Here is a 26,941-nt window from a genome sequence, read left to right as displayed (position 1 = left end):
CTAACCCCTTGACGAGTCAACACATTCGGGCATAAAACAACATATGTGGGCATTCACAACCCCAAAACCCACTCGAAACCACACCGATCATGAAGGAGGCCGCGATGTACGCCGAGGAGCGACAGATCGCGACGGCCCGTCTCGTCGCCGAGCGCGGGCGGATATCCGTGGCCGACATCGCCGAGCGGTTCGAGGTCACCACCGAGACCGTGCGGCGAGACCTCTCCACCCTGGAGCGCCGAGGCCTGGTCCGCCGGGTCCACGGTGGCGCGGTTCCGGTGGAGACCATGGCCGTGCTCGAGTCCGCTCTCGGCGAGCGGGAGCAGACCTTCACCGCGCAGAAGGACCGCATCGCCCGGGCAGCGCTCGCACTCCTCCCCACTGAGGGCGGCACGATCGCGATCGACGCCGGCACGACGACCAGCAGGTTCGCCCACGCCCTGCCGCGCGACCACCAGCTCACGGTGGTGACCCACGCGGTCCCCGTCGCCGCCATGCTGGCCGGCAGCCCTCAGATCGAGCTCCACCTGCTGCCCGGTCGCGTCCGGCCGGCCACCCAGGCCGCGGTCGGCGCCGAGACCGTCGACGCGCTGAGCCGTCTGCGGGTCGACGTCACCTTCGTGGCGACCAACGGGCTGACGCTGGCCCACGGGCTCTCCACCCCCGACCACGAGGAGGCCGCGACGAAACGAGCGCTGGTCAACGCCGCCCGCCGAGTCGTGTGCCTCACCGACTCCAGCAAGATCGGCGTCGAGACCACGCTCCGCTTCGCCGCGCTGGGCAACGTCGACGTGCTCGTCACCGACAGCGACATCGACGACGACGTCGCCGACGAGCTCCGCGAGAGCGGCCTCGAGGTGCTGATCGCATGATCGTCACCCTGACCGCCAACCCGAGCATCGACCACACCGTGATGCTCACCAGCCCGCTGCGCCGCGGTGAGGTGCTGCGCGCCCACACGACGACCTCGCAGCCCGGCGGCAAGGGCGTGAACATCTCCGGAGCCGCGTACGCCGCGGGGGTTCCCACCCGTGCCGTTCTCCCCTGCCCCGACCTCGACCCGATGGTCGCCGAGCTGCGTGCCTCCGGGCTCGACGTGGTCACCGTCGGACCCGCCGGCCGGCCGCGGATCAACACCACCGTGACCGAGCCCGACGGCACCACCACCAAGCTCAACGGACCCGGCGCCACCGCGACCCCAGCCCTGCTCGACGCCCTGGCGGCCCGGCTCGTGAAGGAGGCCGAGCAGGCGCGCTGGGTCGTCCTCGCCGGATCGCTGCCACCCGAGGCGCCGTCCGGTTGGTACGCCGAGGTCGTGAGCGCGCTCCGCGCCACCGGCACCCGCATCGCCGTCGACACCAGCGAGGCACCCCTCGAGGCGCTCGCCGCCGGGCTCCCCGCCGGCGCGCCCGACCTGCTCAAGCCCAACGCCGAGGAGCTGGCCTCCATCACCGATTCCGGCTCCCTCGACGACCCGGCCGCTGCAGCCGCTGCGGCCCGGACCCTGGTCGACCGCGGCGTCACCGCCGTGCTCGCGACCCTTGGGGGAAACGGTGCCGTCCTCGTCTCCGCGGAAGGCACCTGGCACGCCACCCCGCCGCCCACCGAGGTCGTCAGCACGGTCGGTGCCGGCGACAGCTCGCTGTTCGGCTATCTCCTCGCCGACCTGCGCGGACTCTCCGCCCCTGAACGTCTCGGGCTCGCCGTCGCGTACGGCAGTGCAGCCGCCGGCCTCCCCGGCACCACCCTCCCCACCCCACCCCAGGTCCGTGCCGACCTCGTGTCCGTACGCGACCTCGACCCCATCACCGGAGGACTCTGATGTCCGCACTCATCGCCCCCGAGCTCGTGGCCCTCGACGCCGATCTCGGCCCTGACAAGCACGACGTCATCCGTGCCCTGGCCCAGCGCGTGGCCGACGCCGGCCGGGCCACCGACCTCGATGCGCTCCTCGCCGACGCCTTCGCCCGCGAGGAGGTCTCCGCAACCGGTCTCCCCGGCGGGCTGGCGATCCCCCACTGCCGTACGTCGGGGGTGGAGGAGCCCGTGGTGGCCTTCGCCCGGCTCTCGCCACCGGTCGACTTCGGCGCCAAGGACGGCCCGGCCGACCTCGCCTTCCTGATNAGCGACGAGACGGGAACCAGGGCCCCGGCCGCGGCGTTGACCCGCGACAGGTCCGAGTCCTCGCGGAAGCGGCTGGCCGCGCGTGACACCTCGCCCATCAGCTCCTCGACGAGCCGCGTCGCGGCGACGAGGTCATCTTCGTCGCCGGTCGCCAGCGTGACCCTCACTGCGCACGACCAGTCCTGCCAGGTCCTCGACACGCTCATGACGAGTGGGTCCCGCCGTCGGATGTGCCCGAGCTCGTGCCCGGCGCGACCCGGCTCGGCTGCTGGGTGTCGGAGGTGCTTCCCGACGTGGACTCAGAAGTGTCTTCCGAAGTGTCGTCAGAGGTGTCGTCAGAGGTGTGCTCCGACGTCTCACTGGTCGTGTCGCTCGTGGTGTCGCTGTCGTCACCGGTTGCCTGCTGTGCCGTGGCGGCGATGCCGACCGTCAGCAGCCCGGTGCCGGCCAGGGTGCCGAGGACGATCGCGGCGGTCCGGCGACGAGCCCGGTGGAGAAGGGACGTACGTGGGTTCTCGGTCATGCCTCGACCCTGCGTCGACACGCATCAGGCGGACGGAAACGCCGGCTCAAATCCCGATCAAATGAAGATGTCAGTCCACCGAGCTGCCGAGCTCACGGGCTGCCGAGCACCATCCGCACGGCCGACCAGCCCTCGAAGGCCACCAGCTCGAGCCGCCCACCGGAGGCCTCAGCACACGCCCGGGCGATGTCGAGGCCGAGTCCCGTCGACCCACGATCGCTGCGACCGCGACCGACCGCGGTCGGCGGAACTCCCGGTCCCCGGTCACGCACATCCAACGTCGTCATGCCGTCGGCCCCGACCGCGAGCTCCACCGCGATCGCGGTGCCCTCCGCGGTGTGAGCGACCGCGTTCTCGAGCAGCGCGTCCAGAGCGGCCGCGAGATCTGCCTCGGCACAACGCACCTCGACCGGCCCCTGCGGGAGGGACAACGTGACGTCTCGGCCCTGATCCTCCGCGAGCGGAGCCCAGAACTCGAACCTGTCCCGAGTCAGGCCCACCGCATCGCAACGCGGGTGCGCACCCTCGCGCTGCGGGCGGCGGGCCGCATGGATCACAGCGGTCAGGGTTCGCTCGAGCTGCGCCAGATGCTCCTCCAGCTCCGTCTTGCGCTCGGACTCCGGCAGCGATTCCACATCCAGTCTCACGGCGGTCAACGGCGTACGCAGCCGATGCGAGAGATCTGCCACCGTCTCGCGCTCGGCGGCCAGGAGCTCGTCGATCCGACCCGCGAGCCGGTTCAGCGCAGCTCCCACACGACGGACCTCCTCGGGTCCCTCATCGGGCACTCGCGCCGTGAGGTCGCCCTCCCCGAGCAGGTCGGCCGTCTCCGCCGCCGCGGTCAGGTGCCGCACCAACCGCCGAGCGACCAGCTCCCCCGCCACCGCCGCCAGGACCAGCAGCACGAGACCGGCGCCACCGAGCAGCAGGAGCCGCTCCTCGACAGTATGCCGAGCCGCCGAGTCGGGCGCGAAGGCAGCCACAGTGACCGTTCCCTCTCTCGACGGAACCTGAATCAGTACGAGCTCGCCACCGTCGACCGCGCGGACCTGGGCGTCCGAGGTGGGCCGCAGGTCGCCGTACCCGCTGTCGCCGTCCCCGTCGGCGTCGAAGCCGTCCCCGTCCCCGTCGGCATCGGCATCGGCTCCGACGCCTCGGCCATCACCATCGGGGTCGTTCTCGTCGAGCCCGGGCACCGGAGCGCCGATGCTCGTCCCGTCTGCCAGCACGACCTCGACGGGAAAGGCGTCTTCGCGGTCGTTGACCCGAGCGACGTAGTCACGCATCGAGTCCGTGTCGACGCTTCCTGCACTCACGTAGTCGGCGACACCCTGCGCTACGTCCGTGGCGTTCTGACGCACCTGCTCGGTCGCGGACTGCTGGAGCAGCAGCACCAGCGGCACCGAGAACAGCAGCAGCACCGCCGCGGCCGCGCCGACGGTCAGGCCCAGGATGCGGGTCCGCAGGCTCATCGCGGACCAGGATCGACGAGCTTCACGCCGACACCACGAACGCTGTGCAGATACCGTGGCTCAGCCGCGGTCTCCCCCAGCTTGCGACGGATCCACGACAGGTGCACGTCGACCGTGCGGTCGGCACCGCCCCACGGCATCTGCCAGACTTCGGCGAGCAGCTGGCTCTTGCTCACCACCTCGCCCGGTCGCGACGCGAGCGCCAGCAGAAGGTCGAACTCCTTGCGGTTCAACGTGAGCTCCCGCCCGTCAAGCGTGGCCGTGCGCGAGACCGGGTCGATGACGAGACCTCCGACCATGACCCGTGGGTCTGCGGTGGTCGCGGGTGATGTGCGCCGGAGCACCGCGCGGATCCGGGCCATCGCCTGCCCTGCGGAGAACGGCTTGATCAGGTAGTCGTCCGCCCCGGCATCCAGCAACCGGACGATCTCACGCTCGTCATCACGGGCGGTCGCGATCACCACGGGAACGTCGCTGGTGGTTCTGATCAGTGCGAGGACATCGGCGCCGTCCAGGTCGGGGAGCCCCAGGTCGAGCATCACCGCGTCGGGACGGTCGACCGGGAGAGCCTTGATCGCCTCGACGGCGCTCGCCACCGCCGTCACCGTCGCGCCATGCTCCATGAGTCCTCGAGACAGCGCCCGTCGGATCGCGTCGTCGTCCTCCACGACAAGGATCCGCACCATGGGCGCATCGTAGTCCTGCACAGATCGCCTCAGCCGCCGCTCGTCGACGAGCCGACGCCCGACCAGGCAGCCTCGGCTCCGCTGTGACCGATCCTCGTGACCTGCACACCGGTGCCGAGCGCCGCCACCACGGCCAGCGCCCCCACGCCGACCACGAGGGCGTTCGGCCACCGCGAGTCCGTGCCGTCGCGACCCCGCGTCAGCCACCAGAAGGCCGCGGCGAACACGAACAGCGCGATCGTGAAGGGGAGCAGCTGGTCACCGAGTCGAGCATGCGCCTCGGTGAGCGCGTTGTGCGGCAGCTGGTGCTCCAGGTCCTCGCCGGTCGCCGTCGACAGCGGGGTCAGAACCAGGGCGACCAGGCTCACCCCAGCCGGGACGGGGCCGGCCCAGGCGCGGAACCGCGGCACCAGCACGGCCCCGAGGACCAACACCACGGCAAGGGGCACGAACACGACGGTCGCGTGCACCAGCAACGGGTGTATGGGCAGACCGAAGATCGTCGAGGGCATGCGTCAGGTCCTTTCGTACGGCGCACCTGTCGCACGCCTGCCGGGTCAGTGTCTCGGCGCCGGCGTCAGCGCAAGGACAAGCCGACCTCAAATCCACGTCAAACCGAGATCGGTGCACGCGAGCCATCAGCCGCCGGATGAGGTCGGGGTCCTACGAGCAGTCGGAAAGGGCGGATACCACCCGACCTTGGTCCCAAGCCGGGTCGGGAACGCTAGGGTCGCAGGTCCCGTCCACCCCAATATTGGGTAGGCAGAGATAAATCCCTCAACCCGCTGAGACAGCGCCGGGAGACCCTCCTCTCACAGGCCTCGCCGAGGCGGCCCACGCGCCGCACTTGCTCCACGGTTTCAAGGGGTCTCCACGATCCACCCGAGATCGGCCCAGGCCGACCGCGACAGGCGTCCCTGTCCGCCCGCCCGGTCTCGGGTACCTCAGCCCTGCCTGCTCACCACAGGCACGGACCGCAACGACCCGTGAAGGAACCAACCCATGAACATGCACAACTCCACCAAGATCGGCCTCGCGGCTGTAGCCGTTGCCGGAGTCGCCTCGGTCGTGGCAGCCCCTGGGGCTCAGGCCGCGCAGGACTGCAAGACGACCACCGTGACCTCTCAGGTCAAGGTCGCTGACGCGAAGAAGACCACCAAGACCACGCCTGCGGTCACGCACGTGGAGCACACCGACGCAGTGACTCGCACTGTCGTGGACAAGGAGGCGTACGACGAGAAGGTCGAGCACCCGGCCGAGACCCACACGGTCGAGCACCCGGCCGAGACGCACGTCGTCCACCACGAGGCGGTGACCCACGAGGAGACGGTCATCGACCAGGAAGCAGTGCAGAGCGTCTGGGCGAACTTCCAGCCCAACGACCACCGTGCGCCCTTCGTCGGCCCTCCGTCTTACCCGACGGACCCGCGCGGTTCGTGGATCAACCACGGCGACGTCCCTCCAGGGCACGCTGGATCTGACGGCGTGTACTCCAAGGGCAACCCGGACATCGGCGGCAACTGGTTCTACCGCCAGGCTGCTGTGGACGAGGTGTCGCACGTGATCGTCGTCGTGGACGAGGAGGCGTACGACGAGACGGTCGTGGACAAGGAGGCCTGGACCGAGACCGTAGTGGACAAGGAGGCCTGGACTGAGACGGTCCACCACGAGGCGGTCACCCGCACGGTGGAGGTCACTCCGGCATCGGACGTCACCGTGGTGGACTCGCCTGCCTCTTCGGTCACGGTCGTCATCCCGGCTGTCTACGAGACCAAGACCAACGAGTCGGAGAAGTGCGCGGCGGTCGTCAAGGACGCCAGCACCAAGGCCGACTCCGCCAGCACCAAGGCCGACTCCGAGGTCCCGACCCGGATCGATGCCGGTCTGGCTGGGAACCTGCCGAACACGGGCGGTCCGAACGGAGTGCTCCTCGCCGTCGGCGGGCTGCTCGCCAGCATCGGGGGCATCGGGGCCTTCCTCACCCGTCGCCGGAAGAACGCCTGACCCACACTTCCAGGGGCCTCGGAGGCGGGGTGGCCGCTGTCCCGGGCGAACGAATTTTCGTTCGCCCGGAACACCCTTCGGAGGCCTACGCGGAAGAGATCAGTGCACGCCGACCATCAGCCGCCGGATGGGCCGGTTGCCGATGAGCAGCAGGACACCGACGACGACGGATGCGAGCCCGACCCACCAGAAGAACCCGCTGTCGTTCGAGACGTCGTAGAACTCCGCCAGCCGGCCGGACATCGCGGTGCCGAGCGCGACGGAGAGGAAGAACAGCGCCATCATCTGGGTGCGGAACCGCTCGGGGGCGAGCTTGGTGGCCAGGGAGAGACCGACCGGGGAGAGCAGCAGCTCGGCGAGGGTGAAGAGCAGCAGGATGAACGCGAGGCCGATCAGCGGCACCGTGTGCTCACCACTCGGCATCAGCAGGAAGACCCAGAAGGCGATGCCCATCAGGATCGTGCCGATCGCGAACTTCACCGGAGTCGAGGGCTGACGGGAGCCGAGCTTGGTCCACAGAGCCGCGAAGACCCCGGAGAGCAGGATGATGAAGACCGGGTTGATCGAGTTCACCCACGAGACCGGCATCTCCCAGCCGAAGATGTCCCGGTCCAGGCGCTGGTCGGAGTAGACCACCATGACGGTGAACTGCTGCTGGTAGAGCGACCAGAAGACCGCCGACGCGACGAACAAAGGCACCATCGCCCACACCCGGCTCCGCTCGACGGCGGTGACCTGGCTGCTGAGCAGGATGACGGCGAAGAGCGCGATCGCGGCGACCGCGCTGATGCCGATCACGATGTTGGCCAGTCGAGGCGCGGTGATGACACCGGTCAGGCAGAGCACCACGATCGCCGCCACCGCGACGACGGCGATGGCGATCCAACGGCCACGCTCGGCGGCGGGAAGCGGGTTGGGGACGACGCGGCTCTCGTCGGGAAGCGCGCTGCGGCCCATGGCGTACTGCACCAGACCGAAGATCATGCCGATCGCGGCCAGCCCGAAGCCGACGTGGAAGCCCCACTGCTTCTGCAGCAGCCCGGTCAGCAGCGGACCGACCAGGGCGCCCAGGTTGATGCCCAGGTAGAAGAGGGAGAACCCGGCGTCGCGGCGCTCGTCATCGGCGGCGTACAAGGTGCCGACCAGGGACGAGGCGTTCGCCTTCACGCCGCCCGAGCCGAGCGCGATCAGCACCAGCCCGACACCGACACCGGCGATCCCCGGGATCAGGGCGAGCCCGAGGTGGCCGAAGACGACCAGCCAGGCAGAGGCGAAGAGCGTACGTTCGGCGCCGATCAGGCGGTCGGCGATCCAGGCCGCGATGATCGTGGACAGGTAGACCGCGCCGCCGTACGCGCCGACGATCCCGAGCGCGACCGGCTCGCTGATCCCGAGACCGCCCTCGGCCGCGGAGTAGTAGAGGTAGATCGCCAGGATGCCCTGCATGCCGTAGAAGCTGAACCGCTCCCACAGCTCTACGCCGAACAGGTTGGCCAGTACGCGTGGCTGGCCCAGGAAAGACCGCTCGCCGGGATCGCCCACGACGGTCTCACTTTTAGCTTGACTCATTACTTCAGGTTCACAAGTCTCCGCTCCCCCGCCCAAATCGCGAACGTCCGATAACCGCCGGATGTGACCACTACCACGCGAGCTGCCCGTCCTCGTCCTGGAGCGTCCCGGTGGGGACATCGAGGTCGAGGGTGGCGAGGTGTACGACGGTCTTGGCGCCCTCTGCGGGCGACTTGGCGATGTCCTCGATGCCGAAGCCGGCGGTCATGTCGGTGGCCGTGGGACCGGGCTCGACGGCGTTGAACCTGATGTCGGTGTTCGCCTTGGCGTACTGGACGGTCAGCATGGTCGCGGCGGCCTTGGACGCGGCGTACAGCGGCAGGAACATCCCCTGCTCGACCCGGCCGAGGGTGGTGTTGGCCCAGAACGAGCCCATGCTGCTGGACACATTGACCACACGCGGGTTCTCCGAGCGGCGCAGCAGCGGCAGGGCGGCCTCGGTGACCCGGACGATCCCGACCGCGTTGATGTCGAAGACCCGCAGGGCGGTCGGGCCGTCGAGCGGGTCGGCGACGAGGACGCCGGCGTTGTTCACGAGTACGTCGAGGCGTCCCTCGGCCGCCTCAATGGTGGCCAGCGCGGCAGTGACGGAGGAGTCGTCGGTGACATCGAGCTGTACGAAGCGCGCGCCGAGCTCGGCGGCCGCCTTCTCGCCTCGCTCGACATCTCGTGCGCCGAGGTAGACGTCGTAGCCGGCGTCGGTGAGCTGGCGGGCGGTCTCGAAGCCGATGCCCTTGTTGGCGCCGGTGATGAGTGCGACGGTCATTCCGTTTCTTCCCTTTCGTCGGACGGGCCCGATCGGGCCCGTCTTCGACGCTAGGCACGCCGGCCGCGTCCACCCAGAGCCCTGGTCAGACCGGGGCCTGACAGGACCCCCGCTGTCTGCTCGGCGCCGACCTAGGCTGGAGGGCATGAGGTGGCACAGATGAGCGAGGCGACGAACCCGTTGGGCGCGTTCCTGCAGGCCCGGCGGGCGCTGGTGACGCCGGAGGCGGCGGGCATCCCGGCCGCAGGCGTACGTCGCGTCCCCGGGCTGCGCCGCGAGGAGGTCGCGATGCTGGCCGGTATCAGCGCGGACTACTACCTCCGCCTGGAGCGCGGCCGCGACCGCAATCCGTCGGCGCAGGTGCTCGGGTCGATCGCGCGCGTGCTCCAGCTGGACGACGACCACACCGCCCACATGATGTCGTTGGTCGCAGAGGCTCCCCGCCGCCGTCGCCGCCGGCGCAAGGAGACGGTCCCGGCCGGGGCGCTGAAGCTGCTCGACTCGATGGTGCAGCCCGCGTTCATCGAGGGGCGCTACTTCGACATCCTTGCCGCCAACAGCCTTGCTCGTGCGCTCTCACCACGGCTCGCGGCCGGCGGCAACCAGCTGAGGGACCATTTCCTCGACCCGGACCAGCAGACGTTCCACCCGGAGTGGGAGTCGATGACGGAGTGCTTCGTCGGCAACCTGCGCCAGGCCGTGGGCACCGACATCGACGACCCTCGGTTCATCGAGCTCATCGGCGAGCTCTCCCTGGCCAGCGAGCGGTTCCGGAAGCTCTGGGCACGCCATGACGTACGCGCCCAGACCGGCGCCCCGATCAAGATGAACCATCCGCAGGTCGGCGAGCTCACCCTCAACCGGGAGCGGCTGGCGATCAACGGCACCGACGATCTGATGCTCGTCGTCTATCACCCCGACGCCGGTTCATCGGACGCGGACAAGCTGGCTCTGCTGGCGTCCGCGGGACTGCCCACGCGGTCCGTCGGGTCGGAGGCTCGATCGGCCTGACGCCTACGACGGTCGGGGCAGCAAACCGGCGTCGCGATGCTCGACCATCTCGGTCCGCTCGCGGGCGATGCGATCCATGCCCCAGCTGCCGAGCGGCCCGAGCGCGGCGTTGAGGGTGCGGCCGTGCTCGGTCAGCGAGTACTCCACCCGCGGTGGCACCTCGGCATAGACCTCCCGGTGCACCAGACCGTCCTGCTCCATCTCGCGCAGGTGCTGGGTCAGCATCTTCTCGCTGACCCCGGGCAGGCCACGGCGCAGCTCGGCGAAGCGGCGTACGCCGTAGTTGTCGAGCTCCCACAGGATCAGCCCCTTCCACTTGCCGCTGACCACGTCGAGCGCGGCGTCGATGCCGCAGATGTAGGGACCGCTTCGGGCCGACTTCGTCACGAGAATGCTCCTCACGAACCATTTGGTAAGTACCCCAGTAAATAGTGGGTACTCCCGCCATCGTACGGAAGCGCCGAGGATTGTCTTCATGAATCAACCTCTCACTCCCGTCACCGTCATCGGCCTCGGCCCCATGGGCCAGGCGATGGTCCACAGCCTGCTCGCGGCCGGGCATCCGGTGACCGTATGGAACCGCACCGCATCAAGAGCCGACGAGGTCGTCGCCGCGGGCGCACAGCTGGCGGACTCGCCGGCGAAGGCCGTCGCGGCGAGCGACCTGGTCATCCTCAGCCTGACCGACTATCAGGCGATGTACGACGTGCTCGGCTCAGCCACCGACGAGCTGAAGGGCCGTACGGTCGTCAACCTCAGCTCGGAGTCCCCGGACGGGACGCGTCGGGGTGCGGCGTGGGCCGCCGAGCACGGCGCCGACTTCCTCACCGGAGGCGTGATGGTCCCGGCCCCGATGGTCGGCACGCCCGATGCGTACGTCTATGTCAGCGGCCCCGCCGACGTGCTCGCACCTCACGAGGACGCCATCGCTCGCATCGGGTCCGTGCGCTACCTGGGCGAGGATCCCGGGCTCGCGCAGCTGATGTACCAGGCCAACCTGGACATCTTCCTGACCTCCCTCTCCTCGCTGCTCCACGCCGTCGCGCTGCTCGAGACGGGTGGCATCAAGCCGTCCGCGGCCATCCCGGAGCTGATGCAGACCCTCGCCGGCATCCCGCCGATGCTCGCCGCCGGCGAGGACCTCGGCGTCCAGCTCGAGGCCGGCCAGCACCCCGGCCACCTGAGCACCGTAACGATGATGGGCGCCACCGCCGACCACCTCGTCGAGGCGAGCGAGGCCGCCGGCATCGACACCGACCTCCCCCGCGCCGTCCAGGCCCACTACACCTGGGCCCGCTCCCGCGGCCACGGCGCCGAGAACTGGTCGCGCATCATCGACGCCATCCGGCCGTACGCCCGAGGGTGACCTGCCGCCGGGGCGGCCTCCCGCCAGGAGGCCGTCCCGGCACAAGCCTGCCGAGAAGTCACGTACGTCGCTCGAGACGTCACACCCGGTCGCTCCTCCACCGCGAGGATCTCTCGGCCGGGCCGCAGGCGGCCTCAGCCCGTGAGGATACGGAGTGCGGCTTGACCGTCGCTCTGTCGATCTGCGGGAAGGGCTCTCCATGCTCGCGCGTTGTCAGGCATCGCTTTTGCGAGCGCCGCGAGGCGCGCCCGGTCCGACCCGGCGAAGTGCTCGCGCTCTGCGTAGGGATCCTCGATCACCGACAACAGGAGCGCCGCATCCTGGAGATGGCGCTCCTTGTCACGTGGGTCGGTCTGGTACGCGGCCGCCTTGAGGATCAGCGCACCGAATGGGGACGGCACGCTTACCGTCGTCTTTCGCCCTGGTGTGATCAGCAGGCGCGCGTTGATGGTTCGCCGCAGTGCTTGAGTCCCGCCTTGGATCGCCATCATGTTCTTGCCGCGCAGCTTCTCAATCACGCGGGGTGCGGCATGGTCGGCCACCAAGACGTCGACGACGTCCGTTGCGCTGGCGACGAGATCCACCCGCGACGTGCCTCGGACAAAGCGATGGGCGATGGTGTTTCGCTCATCGATCGACGGAGAGAACGCGTACCCGATCGACTCCAACGCGTTCGCCGCTTCAGCAGCGACGCCACGGGTCGTCTCCACATGCAGCACGAGGTCCACGTCGTTCGTCGGCCGTAGTGCGTCGACACCTCGATGGATGGCGTGGAGCTGCGCCATCAGACCGCCGACGAGCGTCCACTTCTCGTGTGGCAGCACCGCCTCGATCTCAGCGACGTTCGGCCAGGGCGCTCCCCAACCACCACCAGGACTCGGCACCTCGATGGTGGTGCGTTCAGCCATGGAAGTCCTCCAGCGCACGGTCGAGCGCGTCAAGGCCGGCCCGCCGTTCGCGTATGTCGAGGGACTCAGCCAGATCCATTGCCGCGAGCAGGACGCCCCGTCCCGAAAGGTCGCGCACCAGGTCGAGGCTCATCGTTGTAGCGCGGAGCGTGACATGACCGTCCTCGTCCCGAATCAATCCATGCCGCGACACCACGCCAGCGACGTCATCGACCGAGAGGTAGCCATCGATGTCGTTCGTGTCCGCGAGACCAAGCCGGCCCGCCACATCGACCGGATGCACCAGTTCCGCCAAGAGGTACTTCCCTGCGCTGGAATGAGCACGGTATCGAGTCACAACAGCCCTCTCACGGGCACGCTCGACCAACTCGACGGAGGAGAGCTCGCGAAGTCGCGCCCTGAGGCGGGACCGCTGCCGCTCCCCCATCCATTCGGCGCCCGCCCCGGACAAGATCGCCACCGCGCCCCATGCCGTGGCCTCCGACCATGCGCGACGCGAGCCACGCCGAACAGTGGCGAACCGCTCAACCGAGGTCTCGTCCACGAGACCGCGCGCGACCTGACGAAGAACTCCGCTCGCGACGAGCTGCTGCACCCGCCGCGTGGACACGCCCAACTGCTCGGCGGCATCGGACACACCCAGGAAACTCATGACAGATAGTTTCGCATATGCGAAGCTATCTGACCACCCTTGGCGACGAACACCAACCACCTCGTCGAGGCAAGCGAGGCAGCCAGCATCCGAGGGGGAGCTGTCGCCGCGGGCGGCCTCCCACGAGGAGGCCGCCCTCACGGCAGTCAGGAATGAGCCGTGAGCCACTCGATCACGTCGGCGGTGATCGCGTCGCGGTTGGTCTCGTTGAAGATCTCGTGGCGCGCCCCGGGGTAGAGCGTCACGGTCACATCCTTCAACCCGGCCTCGCGATAGCGCTGCCCGAGCAGCTCGACCAGGGCGCCACCTCCGGCAAGCGGGTCGGCGTCGCCGGAGACGACGAGGATCGGCAGATCGGAGCGGATCCCACCGATGGCTGCCGGGTCGGCCAGACGCTCGGCGCCGGCGAACAGCTGTGGCACGGCGGTGTCGGGCAGATCGAACCCGGACAACGGGTCTGCGACGTACGCATCGACCTCGGCCTCATCGCGCGAGAGCCACTCATACCCGGTCCGGTGCTCGAACCCGGCGTTGAACGCCTCCAGCCCGACCGGACCCTCGGCGCTCGAGAGCGCACCAGCGAGTACGTCGAGGGCGGTCGAGCCGGACAGCACCACACCGTCATACAGGTCTGACCGGTCCAAGATCACCGTCTGCGCCGCAAAGGACCCCATCGAGTGCGCAACCAGGAACACCGGGATCCCGGAGAACTCCTCGCGCAGCGAGGCACCCATGGCCGCGACGTCGGCCACCAGCGCCTCGAAGTCGAAGTGACCGAGCTGGTCTGCCGATGCGACGGACCCGCCGTGACCGCGGTGGTCGACCGCCCGCACGACGTACCCAGCCGCGACGAGAGCCCGAGCGAGCCGGTCGTAACGCTGCCCGTGCTCGGCGATGCCGTGGGCGATCTGGACAACGCCCCGCGGCGCGGACAGCTCCTCCCCCCATGTCCGGATCAAGAGCGCGGTGCCGTCGGTCGGCGAGACGAATGTGGCTGTGGTGGGCATGGGGCCTCCTGGTGACGGGGTGCCCATGCTGCCATTCCTACGGCGATCCGGCAGGCCATGACGGCCTAGCCGTCTCCTCGGGTTACTGAGTTTCTGGGGAGTTCTGGGCATCGCCATACGCAGGGAGATCCGGCGATGCATCATGACTTCTCCACGTCGACAACCGAGCTGAGATCGCATGGGTGTCTCGATCACAACAGCGGAGATCATGGATCGGCTGCCAGGTCCCACGGACTGGCGGCGAGACCCCCTTGTCCGGCATCTGAGTAGCACCAGCGGCGACCTGCCGCCGCTGGGCTTCTTGGTCAACGAAGCGGTCTCGAGCGAGAAGGCGTCCTGTAGGGCGGCAGGTCTCTTCACGCTCCGAATGCGATACGCCGCCGACGGCATGGCCACCTACGTCACCGCGCTCCGAGATCGTTCCGGCGAGGTGAGTCTTCTGGCCGCCACTGCCATCGCGGAGCTTGGCGACGACACCCAGCGGAAGGAATTCTTCCACTGGGCCCGAAGACGGATCTCTCGGAAGTCGCGGCTCGACAACTGGGACATGCACGAGCTGCCCGCGCTCCTCCAGTACAGCCATCGCATCGACGCATTCGGCCAGCTGGCCCGACTCCTACGCCGCCATCACCAGAACCTTGCCCCCGACGAGTGCGCCGTCCTCGATCGACATGCCCCCGCTCTCCTCGATGTCGACATCGACCCCGAAAGCATCTCCAGCACAGATGTCGATGCTGGAGCCATCCTTGATTGGGCGCACACGGCAGCGGGCGCCATGTTCGGAGATCCCCATCTCGAGCCCGGTGAGGTCGAGCAAGCCGAGAACGACATCCGAGAGCTGCTCCATCTGCAGTGAGACCGTCAGGGTCTGGTGATCAGCCATTCGGGCAGATCACCAAGCCCCGGAACCCGGACATGGCGTTCCTCGCCCCACGCGAACGACGTCTCACACACCCAATCCTCGACGCGCGAACCCAGCTCCCAGAGGGCATCGACAAGCACGGACGGATCACGAAGGTCCTCCGAGCGTCCCAACCGCCACGCTGCACACTCGTTCGTGGGCCGGTATTCGGCGTGCGCCCACACGTACTCGTGCCCATCGTCGGGGTAGGTCCAATGCGGTTCCGTTGGGTCCCGAAGCGAGCTCTCGAACTCCGTGCCGATCACGACGTGCACCCTGATGTCGGGGATCTCGTGCTCGACCAGCGCGCTCTCAACGAGCGGCCGAATGACCTGGTCACGAAGCCTGCTCACGTACGAAGTCCGGCTCATACGCGCTCAGCGCGATCCCTGAGGAACACACCGGGCCTGTTCAAAGGACGCAAGTCGAAGTCGTGTCGAGCCCACGGACCGCCGGCTTGCTCCCTCATCCGCTTCCGACGTCCACCCGAAGGCGTACGAAGCCAGCTCACCGCGCGAGCCGATGAACTCCCCGAACATCCGGCGATCCGTACCGTGCTCGGTCTCCCGCTCGACGCACCGGCTCTCTTCTACTCTCACCTTCACGACGCAAGCCTAGTGATCGCGCGACTGGCCCCGACGGGCGATCACTCCATGTCCGTCGCTCATCCAAGAGGGACTCCGTGTGCGAACTCCCCGTCCCCAACACAGGGGATGTAGATCCCCAATTCGACGCAAGGTAAACACGCCGTCGATCTGCTGAGTGCGTGACTTTCTTGGACGAACCTGCGCCGAGCGCCGGGCAGGAGAGGCTGTACGCCGAGGACCTCGCAGACGACGGCTACGTCTGGGACCTCACCCGGGTGTGGGCGCATCAGCCGGAGGCGAAGGAACAGCTCGTGAAGCTGTTCGATGCCACGGCCGATGCAGCAGGACTGACACCGCGCGACAAGGCTGTGATCGTGCTCGCACAGGCATCGGCGATCGGTGATTCCTACTGTGCTGTCGCGTGGGGCAAACGCCTGACCGACTGGTCCGATCCGCCAACGGCGATCGCCGCTCTCACAGGCGGCGAGGAACCATTCAGCGAACGCGAACAGGCGCTGGCCGCCTGGGCACGCACCGTCGCCCGCTCTCCCGGCAGCAGCACACCGCAAGACATCCAACGCCTGCGCGACGCGCGTTTCAGCGAGCCACAGATCGTGGCCCTGACCATTTACGCAGGGCTGCGCACCGCCTTTTCCAGCATCGACAGCGCCCTAGGCGCCCGCCCAGATATCGCCCTCGCGGAGGCCCTCGATCCGGCCGTACGCACGGCCATCAGCTGGGGGCGTGCGCCCGAATGACGGGATGCCCAAGCCGCCCGACACCGTCCACATCGACGCCGTACCCGCGCCGACTCGCTGAGCACAGGCAATCCTCGTCTGAAGGCACAACGCCAAATGCGAGCAACTCGTGCCCTTCGAGGATGGTGCCCGCTTCGCGGACCTTGGGCTGCCGCGCCCCAGTGGACTCCGCTATGCCTGCTCGGCAGATCATTGCCGTCGAAATACTCGAAAGCCTTCAGGTAATGAGCCATCTGCCGACCATTTCACATCCAAGTACCTAGGTCATCACATGCCGCCGGACCATACGTCCTTGCCGCCGATCCATGCAGACATGCTGAAGCCCTATGTATCGGTTGTCGTTCTAACGTTTCCGTCCGATGCCGCACCTCCGTTAGAAGTCCTGCAAAAGGCGTTGCTTCGCTTCGTTGAGAAGCAACACGCCCGGAACGGGGCGGAAGTTGTCGCAGTGGGACTAAATGGGCTCGGCGAGACGGTCGACCCCGACGATATAGAGGTCACAGCCAATGCGTTCGCATACAGGAAGGAAACGCGACCGGGCTGGGCAACGAAGGACTCACCGTACATAGATACGATTTATTCGCTATGTGCGTGGATCGCACGGGAAAACTGGGTGGCTATCAGCTGCGATAGCACTGTCGAAGCAAAACTGCAAAAGTGGCTCGACACACCGCCGCGCCCAGTATTTCGGCGTGTATCTCCGGGTGTCATCAATGCTACGCTCCTCTCCGGAGATGCTAAGAACCTCTGGCTGCGCGGTACACATGGACGTAGGCGCACGAAGGCAGACTCGAAGACGTTGAGCGGCCAGAGTGTCGGCGAAGCGCTCAATCCTCTAGATGACAGCAGCTTCGCGCTCGGTTCTGCACGCGCTCGCATCAATGTTGCGCCTGAATTCACTGCCCTCACCGGAATCGTCGGAACGACGCCGAGGAAGTCCAAAGTCTGGTTTTCGTCAACACAGAACTACTCGGAGTTCAGCGAGACATGCCTTGACTTGCTTCGCGCACTTGCTCGGGCCTCCGCCAACCACGTTGAGGACGAGCATCCCTTCCCGCTCCTCGCAACCGAAGCGAAAGATCTCGCCGGAGTTGCCGGTGCCTTCGAGTTGACTTGGTGCGACCCGGACGATCTGCCCGCAGTGGATGTTAGTGATGAGCTCCTCGATGCGTACCAGATCCTCAACCGTTCAACCTTCATCGTGACAGGAGGCACCGACGCCCGCTTCACTGCTTCTGTGGGACTCGACGGTCGGGTGGGCGGTAGTCTCCGTTGTACGCCCTCGGTCACGAATTCGCGGGTGGATCTTGCGTTCGGCTTCGACGGTGAACCGACGGATGTAAGCCAGGTCCGACCTGTGCTAGACGCGCTTTCCTTTACGCAGCTTCTGACGATTCACTACGATTCTGGTCACTCGGTAACACAGGAAGCAATTTACAGAAACAAGATCGATGATCACGAGTTTCGGTCTTGGCATTGGGAATCTTTCGATGGGTTTGACGTGACTCGGGAGAAGCCTCCAACGCTCGTCGCACAAGAGATCCACGACGCAATCGGATCCGGAGATAATTCACTGTTCTCGTGGGTGCTAAAGCACTTCGGGAAGCGTGGGTATCTAACCTGCGACGACGGGTCCAACGAAGTTGCGGACTTCGTTCTACTCGCCGACGATGGCGAGCTGGCACTGATTCACGTGAAGGGCGCGAACTCCTCAAGTCCGCGTCGTCAGATCAGTGCCAGTCGCCTCGAAGTAGTAACAGGGCAGGCGGTCAAGAATTTTCGGCACCTCGATGCCGAGCGGCTCAGCCTAGCCCTCGAAAGAGCACCCGTCGCGTCGCCGGCTATTTGGCTCTATGGAAGTCGCGAGTCCGATCGGAGCGACATGATCGATCTCCTGAATTCCCGGAGTTCCCGAGATCCTTCTACAGTCATCATCGTGCAGCCCCACATCACCGAAGAGGCCAGACTTCGCGCGCTAACACCCTCTGGAGGTCGGTTCGAGTTGAACCGCTTGCGCTTAGCCGAGATGTTGCTGAACCACGCACGAGGAGGGGCGATCGGCTTAGGTAGCGACTTGATTGTCATCGGTGATTCATTGCAGGCGACGGCGGCGCCCTCGTCTGCGACTGCCGCGTCGACCTGAACCTCCCGCACGTAGACGCCGAAGCCGTTCTCCATCAGCAAAGGCTCGCAGCCGTGGCAGAGGCAGCAGAACCAATGAGTAGCCCCGGGGGACTGCACTGAGGGCCGGCCGATTCGGCCAACGTCGTCGCCGCGACGTGGTTCGAACGTCATGCTCGCGCAAACATTCCTTCGTCAGCCAGTGTCACGGACGGCGACTGTCGAGAAGGAGAACTGGACCGTCGATGATGCGAAGGTCCAACTTACTCCCACGGCATGCATCTTCGAGGCGACCTCGGGCGGACTCAGACAGCGCGTCAATTGTGACCGCTAGGAACGTGTCAGCCCCGGCGCGAGCGGCGAGCTCTACGTCCCGGTCAATATCGGACTTGTCGAAGCCATCAGCTGACATCTTGACCTCGCCCGCTAGGCACGTCGTGTCGCGCCACGCAAGAAGGTCAAGCTCGGCCTGTTGTTCCCCGTTCCGAAGCAGATTCACCCCGGGCTCGACGTAGAACCCTTCAGAGGTCAGCAGCGCAGTTGCCGCCATCGGGGCCAGGCCACCATTGAGGCTCAGCGTGTGCATCAAGGAGTTGAGAACGAAGTGCACCTCCGGGGCTCCAAGCCGATCCTTCTTGTAATGCGCCGGTGAACCGCAGCCGTTACAGCGCGCTCCACCAGTTACTGAGGCAAGAGTTTGAAATCCAGTTAGTGAACACAGCGAGCAGTCGACTGCGAGTCCCATGGATGCGGCCCCGCGCGCGACCAGTTCCTCGACCGCCGCAGGCAATTCGTCTGCGGCTCCTCCGGCTGCCGCTGCCCGAGATCGTAGGTCCGCGAGGGTTCGATGAGGACGATGGCCGAGAAGTGACGCAACGCGGAGGCGCTCGATCGACTCCAGCGTGACGTCGTCGATCTCTCGAAGCCGCTTTAGTTCTCGAGCAAGGTCACGCCCCGCTTTGGCGGTGAGTAGAGCAACGGCGTCGACCGTCGCTCGGCGTCGGTAGAAGTCAACATCGCCCGGAGCTGCGAGCGCACCGCGGATCTGTTGGCCCTTATCACTCAACTCATACTCGTAGCCTCGCTCACTGACGGAAGCCGCCAGCACCGCGCCCGGCTTGGGCAAGGTCAACGAAAAGTTGTAGTCCTGCACGTTATCCGTCTGGATCCGGATCCCGCCGCCCGTCGACCACGTTGCGTGTGGGTGGTACAACCTGGCGACTGCGGGCTTCTGCGGTCCAGTGATCGACGCCGACGAGATTGTGGCTGTCACCCGTCCACTCATCAGGTACTCCGGAACCCACTCCCGAGGTGAACGCAGTTGCATCGAGACGGTTGGGCGCTGGAGGGGAACCAATGACGACGTCGGGATTCCGGTGGAGCGCGGTGCCAGCCAATACGCGATCGGGTCCATGTTGACGGTGAAGGACGGCGAAAACTCAGATCCCGGCTGGCGGCCAATGTGTCGTTCCGACACTTTGGAACCTGTGTGTTGCCTCGCACCGAAAGATCGGGCGATCACTGCGAGTTCATCATCGGGAACTGTGCAACTCGCGATGACAAAGGTCGGCGTCGTTGTTGACGACTGGGTTAGGCCGTCAAGAAACTGTGAGGCAAACTCTGGCGCTCGCGCCACCTCGGGCGTCGTCATAACCGCCAGCGGCAGGGGATGCCGATACCGCGGCCGGACAGCCCGAGCGTTCCAGAACCAGACAGCGTCTTCGAAGGAGTCCTCGTCCCGGCTCAGCCAGAGGACCCCCATCGACGCGAGATGCCCGCCTTGGATGCTGGTGTCCGTATCGAACGCCAGCGTGGCGCCAAGTGCAGTGCGCTCCGCCAGTTGTGCAATCGCAAGGGTTCTGGCCAAGCATCCTTCGATGATGTTGAACCCAGCCTCTCTAAAGAGCGGCAGCTCTTCGTCCAGACCGTAGTTCCCGGCACCGGCGAGAGCCATCAGCGAATCTCTTGCCGGCAGACAGATCTCACGAACCCGTTCGTCGTAAGTGCCGACGAGTGGGTGAGCATTCCAGAACCGAGCATCTGCGAGCGGTTTCGCTGCGACAGTTGCAAGCGCGGATCCATCCCGTACGGTCCATGCTGACGCGCCCCCGGCACCGTCCGCAGTGAAATCGACCGCCTCGACGACGTCTAGCGCCTCCGCGATCTGAAGAAAGCCAGCCTGGACCTGCCCGGCCGGTGTCACAGGCAGGATCGGGCAGCGAGCTCCACCCCATAATGCGGCGGCAGCGAAAAATGCGCTCCGAAGTTGGTCCACGTCGCCGTCGCGAACCAGGAACGCGCGACGCCTCGGGGCGATCCGAAGCTGGAAGCTTCCGCTCCCCAAGAGCTCAGCGGGTGTGGGCAGCAGGGGATCTACGATCACCCAGACATCCTCGCCGACCGTGGGGGCAACTCCCAACCACTTCGTCAGATCGGAGTGCGGGCGTAAACCCCTTCCCGGCGCTTTCGCCGCGCATGACGGAGCCTCTGGTTATGACGAGCGGAGTCGAGCCACCGTTCCCGATGGACCGGCATCGCCTCGGCCCACTGAGAACTCACCCGCGTCGGCCAGATAGCGCTCTGAGTGTCGTGTGGAAAGATCCGGGTCCATGATTCGTGCGGTTGTGTTCGACGTCGGCGAGTGCCTGGTCAACGAGACGCGGGAGTACGGCACGTGGGCGGACTGGCTGGGGGTGACGAGGCACACCTTCTCCGCTGTGTTCGGGGCGGTCATCGCCCGCGGGCTGGACTATCGCGAGACATTTCAGGTGTTTCGGCCAGGGTTCGATCTGACCGAGGAGCGCCGGAAGCGGGATGAGGCTGGGCAGCCGGAGTGGTTCGGGGAGGACGACATCTACCCTGACGTACGGCCCGCACTGAAGGAGCTTCGCGCCGCCGGGCTGTGGTTGGGGCTTGCCGGCAACCAGACCGTGAACGCTGGTCGGATCTTGCGGGAGTTGGACTTTCCTGTGGACATGGTCGCGACCTCTGATGATTGGGGTGCGAGCAAGCCGGATCTGGCGTTCTTCGAGCACGTGATCCGGGCGGTCCCGTACGCGACTGAGGAGATCCTCTACGTCGGCGACCGGCTCGACAACGACATTCGACCGGCCGCTGAGTCCGGGATGGCGACGGCGTTGATCCGTCGGGGGCCGTGGGGCGTGATCCAGGAGCACGACCCGGCGGCGGACGAGATCGCGACGCTGCGGATCTCCACACTGGCTGAGTTGCCCGAGCGGATCGCCGCGCTTAACGAACCAAGTTAGTGACGTCGCGTGCTCAACGTGTTGTGCCAGCCGTAGAGGTGGTCATCGAGGCGACGTACGCAGTCGAGGTCGGCGTGGACGTCCAGCCTGATTTGCATAGATTGAAGGGGATTTCAGCTTCGGTTCGGCGTTACTGCTGGCCAGTGGCTCGCAGCGGACGAGAGTGAAACGCCCCGAGATCGAGACGAGAATTCGGACCGCACCTCGGACTCGCTCACACCAAATCACGCCGCCGGCCGGGGGCTCCGACACGGTTGTGGACATGGCGGATGGCTCTGGCGACGAGCTCCGGATCATCGCGTTGCACGTGGTGACCACCGAACTGGGCGGTGAAGAGGTCGCCGCCGAGGCGATGGGCGGAGGCGGCCTGATGGGCCTGCCAGCGGTCATCCATCTCGGCGAGAGTGAGGGGGTGATAGTCATCAGCAGGCGTGACGTCGAGCCAGCGCCCAGGACGACTGGCTACGACCGCCACCGGACATGTGATCGTGGCACGGCGGGCCCGGAACATGTCGGCAGCGACCACCACACTGTTGAAGGGGATGGTCCCGGCCTCGTCGCCGTCATCGACCAAGGGTCGACCGAGATCGATGTTGAGCTGGGCGTCGCTGCCGTCGACCAGCACCAGACCCGCGGCCTCCTGCGGCCACTCGGCAGCGAAGACCTCGCAGATCAGCGCACCGTAGGAATGGCCGACGAGCACCCACGGCGCCGGAATCTCGGCTGCGCGGAGCAGAGAGTGCAGCTCCTGCGCCGCCGCGCGCACTCCCCTCGGGGTCGTCACCGGCGCGGGTTCGCTCCGGCCCAGTCCGGGCCGGGCATAACAGACGACCGGCAGGTCATCGAGCAGCGCCGTCACCGCAGCGAAACTGTCAGCGCTGTCGCCTCCAGTGCCCGCGACGAAGACGACCGCGACCCCCTCCCGGCCCTGGGTAACCGCATCCACGCTGAGGCTGTAGTCCCCGATGTTCAACAGTCCGGCCGGCATGCGCCGATGCTACGGCGATCTCGTCCGCCGTATCGCCTGATTCACTGACGCCGGGCGTGATTCAAGAGAGCGACCCGGCGGCGGACGAGATCGCGACGCTACGGGTCCTCGCTGGCTGAGTTGCCCCGAGCGGATCGCCGCGCTTAACGAACCAGGTCAGTGACGTAGGGCGCTCAACGTGTTGTGCCAGCCGTAGAGGCGGTCGTCGAGGCGGCGTACGCAGTCGAGGTCGGCGTGGGCGTCCAGTGCCTTGCGTACGGTCATGATCCGTTCCATGCCGGTGGCGTACCAGTTGACCGCGAGGCTGTCGAGGGCCTGCTCGGCGTAGCCACAGGCCGCCTCGGGATCACCGGCGGCCGCTTCGACGGCGGCCAGGTCGCCCAGGATCACGGGCGACTGCTTTTCGTCGCCGGTGGTGGCCGAGTCCAGGGCCCATTGCAGGGTCGTGCGGGCCTGAACGAGGCGGCCGGCCTTGAGCTCGGTGTTGCCCTTGAACGCGGCCAGCCTCATCGACGAGAACCAGGTGAACCAGTCGGGTGGCTGGTGCTCGTTGGGTCCGGCCATCAGGTCTTCCGCGTGGTGGATCAGCTTCAGGGCCTTGTCGTAGTTCCCGGCGATGGTGGCGCATTCGGCCTCGACCGCGTCCAACCATGCGAGATGCTCCACGGAGGCCGGAGCGCGGCGGGCATAGACCCGTGCTGCGCGGATCCGATCCGCGGTTGGGTCGGTGTCCTTGACCCATCCTGGAATGAACGCGGTGTGCGCCAGGATGGCTGAGCCGAGCAGCGAGTCGTCAGCGACTGCCGCCATCTGAAGCGCGTTGATGTAGGTGGCGTCAGCGTCTGCGGGCCGTTGTAGGGAGAAGAACTCGATCCGCCCGGCAAGCAACAGTGACTCCGCGAGTGACATCGCAAGCCGTTCGCGGGCCGTCCCGGTGGCCTCCTCCAGCAGCCCGGCGACCATGTGGTTGTGCTCGACGAGCACAGCCAACAGGTGCCCGGGCGCGACGGTGGGGTACATGCGACGGTACGCAGCCATGATCGCCGCGACGTCTGCAGCAATGGTCACGGGCTGAGCGCCCGACGGCGGGGTCGTTGGTCGTGAGGACCGACGAGCCGACTCCCTCTTTCGCGGCTGCTCGGGCGTAGAAGGCGCGGCCGGCAGCGTGTCCCAGGGAGCAGTGAATCCCAACTGCTCGATCGGGAGGTTCAGGACGTGAGTGAGCAGCCGCTGATAGTCCGAGCGCGGCCACGGCGGCGTAGTCGACTCCCATCGACGTACCTGCCTGACGCTGATCTCCACGTGGCCTAGGCCCAACTGCGGTGCAGCGCGCGTCAACGCGTCAGCCAGAGCTTGTTGAGAGCCGAACCCTGCATGCTGCCGGGCGGCCTTCAGCAGGACGTTCCCTATCCTGTCGCTCATAACCTTCCTCCGATATCGACCTCGCCCCGCCTCATCAACCGTATCGCGCACCACTGAATGACCGCTAAAAGTCCTCTTTAAGGCCTCATGCACACGACTCGTTTCGAGGAGGCTGGGGGCATCCGGGCGGACGGACGGATCTCGAGCCACTTTCCGCCCGGATTCCAGCCACATGGGGAAGCGACAGAGAGACTCGGATGTCATCGCTCAGCAGGGTCCGACCAGGCAGACCACGACTTACTCCGGACAACGGCGTAGGCACACCGCGCGAACAGGTCCTGGAGGCCGCCGCACGCTTGTTCACCAGCAAGGGTTTCGCCGCCACCTCGACCCGTGAGATCGCCGAGACCGTCGGAATCCGGCAGGCATCGCTCTACTATCACTTCGCGGGCAAGGACGAGATCCTCGCAGCCCTGCTCGCTACGACGGTGAGACCGACCCAGATGGTGGTCGAGGAGATCGTGGCCCTGGTCCCACCCGAACGCGTCGAGACCGCCCTGTGTCTGCTCGCACTGATCGACATCGACACCCTCGCGCGAGTGCCCCACAACGTGGGTGTTCTGTATCAGCTGCCCGACGTCGTTTCCGCGACCAACCTCGACTACGCCAGCTTCCGTCAGGCCCACGGCGAGCTCGCCGAGGCGTACGCCGATCTCGGGTCGAGGGTTGCCGACCGGCACGGGGTGACCACCTCTCCCCCGACGCTTGGCTCGATGCTGATCCAACAAGTGGAGGGCGTGATCACGCTGCGTACTGACGGTAACGACGTCGATGGCGACCGCGCCATCGAGATCGCTGCGGGCTGCCTTCGCCTGTGCGGATGTGATCAGACTGATGCCAGCGACGCGATACGGCGCGCGGTTGACCTGCGACCTCGCACATCTCGCTTGCTGGCGGCCGACACCATGACTAGATCGGGGATGGCACCGCTCTTGGAGGCCCCTTGATGCGGCCCCACCCAGGCGGCCGTTAATGCCCTGGGACAGATAAGGGTGCTCAACGGCGGAGACTCGCGACCATGGTCGGGAGCCGGGTGCCAAACATCTCGACCCGGTCGACGGATCGGATCGGCAGGTCGACGGACGTACCCCAGGAACCCGTGCCGTCTCGGACGGTGCACGTCCCGAGCCACTGGACGCGCCCGTCGGTGTCGACCAGGCGTACGTGGTAGGTGCCGTTCGGGGCGTCTTCAACGGACATGAACAGCCACGATGGCCGTCCTTGGTAGGCGAAGACGCTTCCGGCACTGGTCCCGTCGATCTTGAGGTCCGCGGCCCGGAGGTAGCTGCCGTCGGCCGTGGAGAGCACGCCGCGGTACTGGTCGGCGACATCGCGGTCGTCCGCGCCGCGCCACCAGGTGAGTCCGGCGGCGAGGGTCGCGACCAGCACCATCGCCGCCGCGACGAGCAGGCCGGTGCGGATCCTGTGCCGGGGGGCGCGCTGATCCAGCGCCGCCAGCACTCTGACGTCGAAACCGGCTGGCGGTTCGCGCTCCGGCACGAGCAGCAGCAGGGCATCGACGGTGCCTGAGACTTCCTCGAGCTCGCGTCGACAGCTCGCGCAGTCGGCGAGGTGTGCCAACCCACGAGCCCGCGACTCGCCGGACGCCACCCCCATCGCCAGCTCCGGGATCAGCTCTCGCACCTCCCGGCAGCGTTCGGACTCAGGCATCGCGAACCCCCATTCGTTGCCGTAGCTTCTGAAGGCCGCGGCGGACCCTGGTCTTCACCGTGCCGGCCGGTACATCGTCGCGGGTGGCGATCTCCCGCGCGGTCAGCCCGAAGTAGGTCATCAACACGATCGGCGCGGCCATCTCGGATGGGAGCTCCGCCAGCGCCTGCCGCAGCGCGAGGTTGGTGTCCAGGTCATCGCTCGCGTCACTCTCGTCTCGTACCGTCAACAGCGCCACCAGCAGGTTCGGGTCCATCGGATCGTCGTGGCGATAGCGGATGGCATCGATCGCTGCGTTCCGGGTGATGGCCAGCAGCCAGGTGGCCGCACACCCGCGTCGCGGGTCGTATGTGGCAGCGTGTCGCCACGCCTTGACGAAGGTGTCCTGGGCGACGTCCTCGGCGAGGGCGGGCTGTTGGACGATGGTGAGGGCGAGGCCGTAGACGCGAGCCTGATGGCGGCGGACGAAGGCCGCCGCCGCGTCCTGGTCGCCACTGGCCATCGCGGCCAGCAGCGACTCGTCCGACACGGCCACCGTGCGGTCCTAGGAGACGGTCGGGCGACGGGGCGTCATACGACAAGACCGTACGCCGCCGGCCGGGAGCGAGACCGCGCCGTCAGTAGCCATAGCCACCTCCGTTGTCGTCCGGCGTGGACGATTTCGAGGGGGTCGAGGACCCGTCGGTCCGCGCCGCCGCCCACACGAACTGGGTGCCCTGGAAGTCATCCGTGAAGCCGTCACCCTTCAGCTCCCCGGCGCCCTCCTCGGCGAAGGAGTAGAGCGGCAGGCCGCCGTACGTCAGCTGGGACTCTCCGTCGGGACGGTCCACCATCGCGAACTCGTCACCCAGCGTGGAGTTCGCCGCGTCCACGTCAGCATCCGTCGCGACGATCGGCTTCCAGAAGTCCGCGCAGGCGTCGACACAGTGGATCTTCCCGTCCTTCTCGACCTCGGCGGTATAGAGCGTGTGCCCCTCGGCATCGGTGAGTACGCCGGTTCCGTCGACCTCGGCCGACGAGACGAGCGCTGATCCCCCACCGCCGTCCTCACTGCCGCAACCCGCGGCGAGAAGTGCGGAGGCAGCAGCCGCGACCAGGACCCTTGCCACGTGCGAAGTCGAACATCTCATGCCAGGTAT

At 67.0% G+C, this 26,941-nt stretch carries 27 protein-coding genes and 1 pseudogene; 11 read left to right on the top strand and 17 right to left on the bottom strand.

Features of this window, described 5'->3' with window-relative positions; genetic code table 11:
* Positions 1–89: 89 nt before the first annotated feature.
* The 3 genes and pseudogenes from ACFX43_RS21660 to ACFX43_RS21650 all read left to right on the top strand — a co-directional run.
* Positions 90–872 carry a DeoR/GlpR family DNA-binding transcription regulator gene (locus ACFX43_RS21660; RefSeq protein ID WP_355225632.1) on the top strand — a complete coding sequence of 261 codons (783 nt, stop codon included), beginning with the start codon at positions 90–92 and terminating at the stop codon, positions 870–872.
* On the top strand, positions 869–1,822 hold the full coding sequence (locus ACFX43_RS21655) for a 1-phosphofructokinase family hexose kinase (protein WP_378834625.1): 954 nt from the start codon (positions 869–871) through the stop codon (positions 1,820–1,822). Before ACFX43_RS21660 ends, ACFX43_RS21655 begins: the two co-directional genes overlap by 4 nt.
* Positions 1,822–2,061 (top strand): annotated as a pseudogene (locus ACFX43_RS21650) (PTS sugar transporter subunit IIA); the annotation flags it as partial. The gene ACFX43_RS21655 and the pseudogene ACFX43_RS21650, both read left to right, overlap by 1 nt.
* Positions 2,062–2,326: 265 nt before the next feature.
* Here ACFX43_RS21650 and ACFX43_RS21645 read toward each other — a convergent pair.
* The 4 genes from ACFX43_RS21645 to ACFX43_RS21630 all read right to left on the bottom strand — a co-directional run bounded on the left by ACFX43_RS21645 (position 2,327) and on the right by ACFX43_RS21630 (position 5,317).
* On the bottom strand, positions 2,327–2,647 hold the full coding sequence (locus ACFX43_RS21645) for a hypothetical protein (RefSeq protein ID WP_378841209.1): 321 nt from the start codon (positions 2,645–2,647) through the stop codon (positions 2,327–2,329).
* A 92-nt stretch (positions 2,648–2,739) separates the two neighbouring features.
* Positions 2,740–4,119 (bottom strand): ATP-binding protein, encoded by a 1,380-nt coding sequence (locus tag ACFX43_RS21640; protein WP_378834623.1) that lies wholly within the window; start codon positions 4,117–4,119, stop codon positions 2,740–2,742.
* Positions 4,116–4,805: a response regulator transcription factor gene (locus ACFX43_RS21635; protein WP_378834619.1), complete on the bottom strand. Its 690-nt coding sequence runs from the start codon at positions 4,803–4,805 to the stop codon at positions 4,116–4,118. Before ACFX43_RS21635 ends, ACFX43_RS21640 begins: the two co-directional genes overlap by 4 nt.
* 29 nt (positions 4,806–4,834) lie before the next feature.
* Positions 4,835–5,317, bottom strand: a complete 483-nt coding sequence (locus ACFX43_RS21630) for a DUF2231 domain-containing protein (protein ID WP_378834614.1) — start codon at positions 5,315–5,317, stop codon at positions 4,835–4,837.
* A 490-nt stretch (positions 5,318–5,807) separates the two neighbouring features.
* Here ACFX43_RS21630 and ACFX43_RS21625 point away from each other — a divergent pair, with 490 nt between their 5' ends.
* Positions 5,808–6,809, top strand: a complete 1,002-nt coding sequence (locus ACFX43_RS21625; protein WP_378834612.1) for an LPXTG cell wall anchor domain-containing protein — start codon at positions 5,808–5,810, stop codon at positions 6,807–6,809.
* A gap of 99 nt (positions 6,810–6,908) precedes the next feature.
* On the opposite strand, the gene ACFX43_RS21620 is transcribed toward ACFX43_RS21625, so the two are convergent.
* On the bottom strand, positions 6,909–8,378 hold the full coding sequence (locus ACFX43_RS21620) for a peptide MFS transporter (protein WP_378834609.1): 1,470 nt from the start codon (positions 8,376–8,378) through the stop codon (positions 6,909–6,911).
* A 70-nt stretch (positions 8,379–8,448) separates the two neighbouring features.
* Complete coding sequence (locus ACFX43_RS21615; protein ID WP_378834607.1) at positions 8,449–9,144, bottom strand: SDR family NAD(P)-dependent oxidoreductase; 696 nt, start codon at positions 9,142–9,144, stop codon at positions 8,449–8,451.
* Positions 9,145–9,303: 159 nt separating this feature from the next.
* Here ACFX43_RS21615 and ACFX43_RS21610 point away from each other — a divergent pair, with 159 nt between their 5' ends.
* A complete protein-coding gene (locus ACFX43_RS21610) occupies positions 9,304–10,155 on the top strand; it encodes a helix-turn-helix domain-containing protein (protein WP_378834604.1) in 852 nt (283 codons plus the stop codon).
* A gap of 3 nt (positions 10,156–10,158) precedes the next feature.
* On the opposite strand, the gene ACFX43_RS21605 is transcribed toward ACFX43_RS21610, so the two are convergent.
* Positions 10,159–10,542, bottom strand: coding sequence for a winged helix-turn-helix transcriptional regulator (locus ACFX43_RS21605; RefSeq protein ID WP_378834600.1), 384 nt, complete (start codon positions 10,540–10,542; stop codon positions 10,159–10,161).
* A gap of 88 nt (positions 10,543–10,630) precedes the next feature.
* Here ACFX43_RS21605 and ACFX43_RS21600 point away from each other — a divergent pair, with 88 nt between their 5' ends.
* Positions 10,631–11,521 carry an NAD(P)-dependent oxidoreductase gene (locus tag ACFX43_RS21600; protein ID WP_378834598.1) on the top strand — a complete coding sequence of 297 codons (891 nt, stop codon included), beginning with the start codon at positions 10,631–10,633 and terminating at the stop codon, positions 11,519–11,521.
* Between the two features lie 134 nt (positions 11,522–11,655).
* On the opposite strand, the gene ACFX43_RS21595 is transcribed toward ACFX43_RS21600, so the two are convergent.
* The 3 genes from ACFX43_RS21595 to ACFX43_RS21585 form a co-directional block, all read right to left on the bottom strand.
* Positions 11,656–12,429, bottom strand: coding sequence for a hypothetical protein (locus tag ACFX43_RS21595; RefSeq protein ID WP_378834595.1), 774 nt, complete (start codon positions 12,427–12,429; stop codon positions 11,656–11,658).
* Complete coding sequence (locus ACFX43_RS21590) at positions 12,422–13,081, bottom strand: hypothetical protein (RefSeq protein WP_378834593.1); 660 nt, start codon at positions 13,079–13,081, stop codon at positions 12,422–12,424. Before ACFX43_RS21590 ends, ACFX43_RS21595 begins: the two co-directional genes overlap by 8 nt.
* Positions 13,082–13,227: 146 nt before the next feature.
* Positions 13,228–14,088, bottom strand: a complete 861-nt coding sequence (locus tag ACFX43_RS21585; protein WP_378834591.1) for an alpha/beta fold hydrolase — start codon at positions 14,086–14,088, stop codon at positions 13,228–13,230.
* Between the two features lie 388 nt (positions 14,089–14,476).
* Between ACFX43_RS21585 and ACFX43_RS21580 the strand changes: the two genes are divergently transcribed.
* The gene (locus ACFX43_RS21580) at positions 14,477–14,944 is read left to right on the top strand and encodes a hypothetical protein (RefSeq protein WP_378834589.1); all 468 of its coding nucleotides are present in this window, start codon (positions 14,477–14,479) and stop codon (positions 14,942–14,944) included.
* Positions 14,945–14,949: 5 nt separating this feature from the next.
* On the opposite strand, the gene ACFX43_RS21575 is transcribed toward ACFX43_RS21580, so the two are convergent.
* Positions 14,950–15,342, bottom strand: coding sequence for a hypothetical protein (locus tag ACFX43_RS21575; protein WP_378834586.1), 393 nt, complete (start codon positions 15,340–15,342; stop codon positions 14,950–14,952).
* A gap of 413 nt (positions 15,343–15,755) precedes the next feature.
* On the opposite strand from ACFX43_RS21575, the gene ACFX43_RS21570 reads away from it, so the two are divergent.
* Entirely contained in the window at positions 15,756–16,334 is a 579-nt protein-coding gene (locus tag ACFX43_RS21570; protein ID WP_378834583.1) for a carboxymuconolactone decarboxylase family protein, read from the top strand.
* Positions 16,335–16,647: 313 nt separating this feature from the next.
* A complete protein-coding gene (locus ACFX43_RS21565) occupies positions 16,648–18,477 on the top strand; it encodes a hypothetical protein (protein ID WP_378834581.1) in 1,830 nt (609 codons plus the stop codon).
* A gap of 183 nt (positions 18,478–18,660) precedes the next feature.
* On the opposite strand, the gene ACFX43_RS21560 is transcribed toward ACFX43_RS21565, so the two are convergent.
* Positions 18,661–20,838, bottom strand: a complete 2,178-nt coding sequence (locus ACFX43_RS21560; protein WP_378834579.1) for a hypothetical protein — start codon at positions 20,836–20,838, stop codon at positions 18,661–18,663.
* Between the two features lie 226 nt (positions 20,839–21,064).
* On the opposite strand from ACFX43_RS21560, the gene ACFX43_RS21555 reads away from it, so the two are divergent.
* Complete coding sequence (locus tag ACFX43_RS21555) at positions 21,065–21,721, top strand: HAD family hydrolase (RefSeq protein WP_378834575.1); 657 nt, start codon at positions 21,065–21,067, stop codon at positions 21,719–21,721.
* A gap of 214 nt (positions 21,722–21,935) precedes the next feature.
* Here the strand turns inward: ACFX43_RS21555 and ACFX43_RS21550 are convergent, their stop codons facing one another.
* Both ACFX43_RS21550 and ACFX43_RS21545 read right to left on the bottom strand, forming a co-directional pair.
* Positions 21,936–22,709: an alpha/beta fold hydrolase gene (locus ACFX43_RS21550; protein WP_378834561.1), complete on the bottom strand. Its 774-nt coding sequence runs from the start codon at positions 22,707–22,709 to the stop codon at positions 21,936–21,938.
* A gap of 156 nt (positions 22,710–22,865) precedes the next feature.
* Complete coding sequence (locus tag ACFX43_RS21545) at positions 22,866–23,777, bottom strand: hypothetical protein (protein WP_378834557.1); 912 nt, start codon at positions 23,775–23,777, stop codon at positions 22,866–22,868.
* A 551-nt stretch (positions 23,778–24,328) separates the two neighbouring features.
* On the opposite strand from ACFX43_RS21545, the gene ACFX43_RS21540 reads away from it, so the two are divergent.
* A complete protein-coding gene (locus ACFX43_RS21540; protein WP_378834554.1) occupies positions 24,329–25,078 on the top strand; it encodes a TetR/AcrR family transcriptional regulator in 750 nt (249 codons plus the stop codon).
* Positions 25,079–25,127: 49 nt separating this feature from the next.
* Here the strand turns inward: ACFX43_RS21540 and ACFX43_RS21535 are convergent, their stop codons facing one another.
* The 3 genes from ACFX43_RS21535 to ACFX43_RS21525 all read right to left on the bottom strand — a co-directional run bounded on the left by ACFX43_RS21535 (position 25,128) and on the right by ACFX43_RS21525 (position 26,911).
* Entirely contained in the window at positions 25,128–25,802 is a 675-nt protein-coding gene (locus ACFX43_RS21535) for a zf-HC2 domain-containing protein (protein WP_378834551.1), read from the bottom strand.
* Positions 25,795–26,337 (bottom strand): RNA polymerase sigma factor, encoded by a 543-nt coding sequence (locus ACFX43_RS21530; RefSeq protein WP_378834548.1) that lies wholly within the window; start codon positions 26,335–26,337, stop codon positions 25,795–25,797. The genes ACFX43_RS21535 and ACFX43_RS21530 overlap by 8 nt, the downstream gene beginning before the upstream one ends.
* A gap of 82 nt (positions 26,338–26,419) precedes the next feature.
* Entirely contained in the window at positions 26,420–26,911 is a 492-nt protein-coding gene (locus tag ACFX43_RS21525) for a hypothetical protein (RefSeq protein WP_378834545.1), read from the bottom strand.
* Between the last annotated feature and the right edge of the window lie 30 nt (positions 26,912–26,941).

This window comes from Nocardioides sp. YIM B13467 (assembly GCF_042788075.1).
Taxonomy (GTDB): Bacteria; Actinomycetota; Actinomycetes; order Propionibacteriales; family Nocardioidaceae; genus Nocardioides.
Note: the sequence above shows the minus strand (reverse complement) of the source record. Positions and strands in the feature narration are given on the sequence as shown.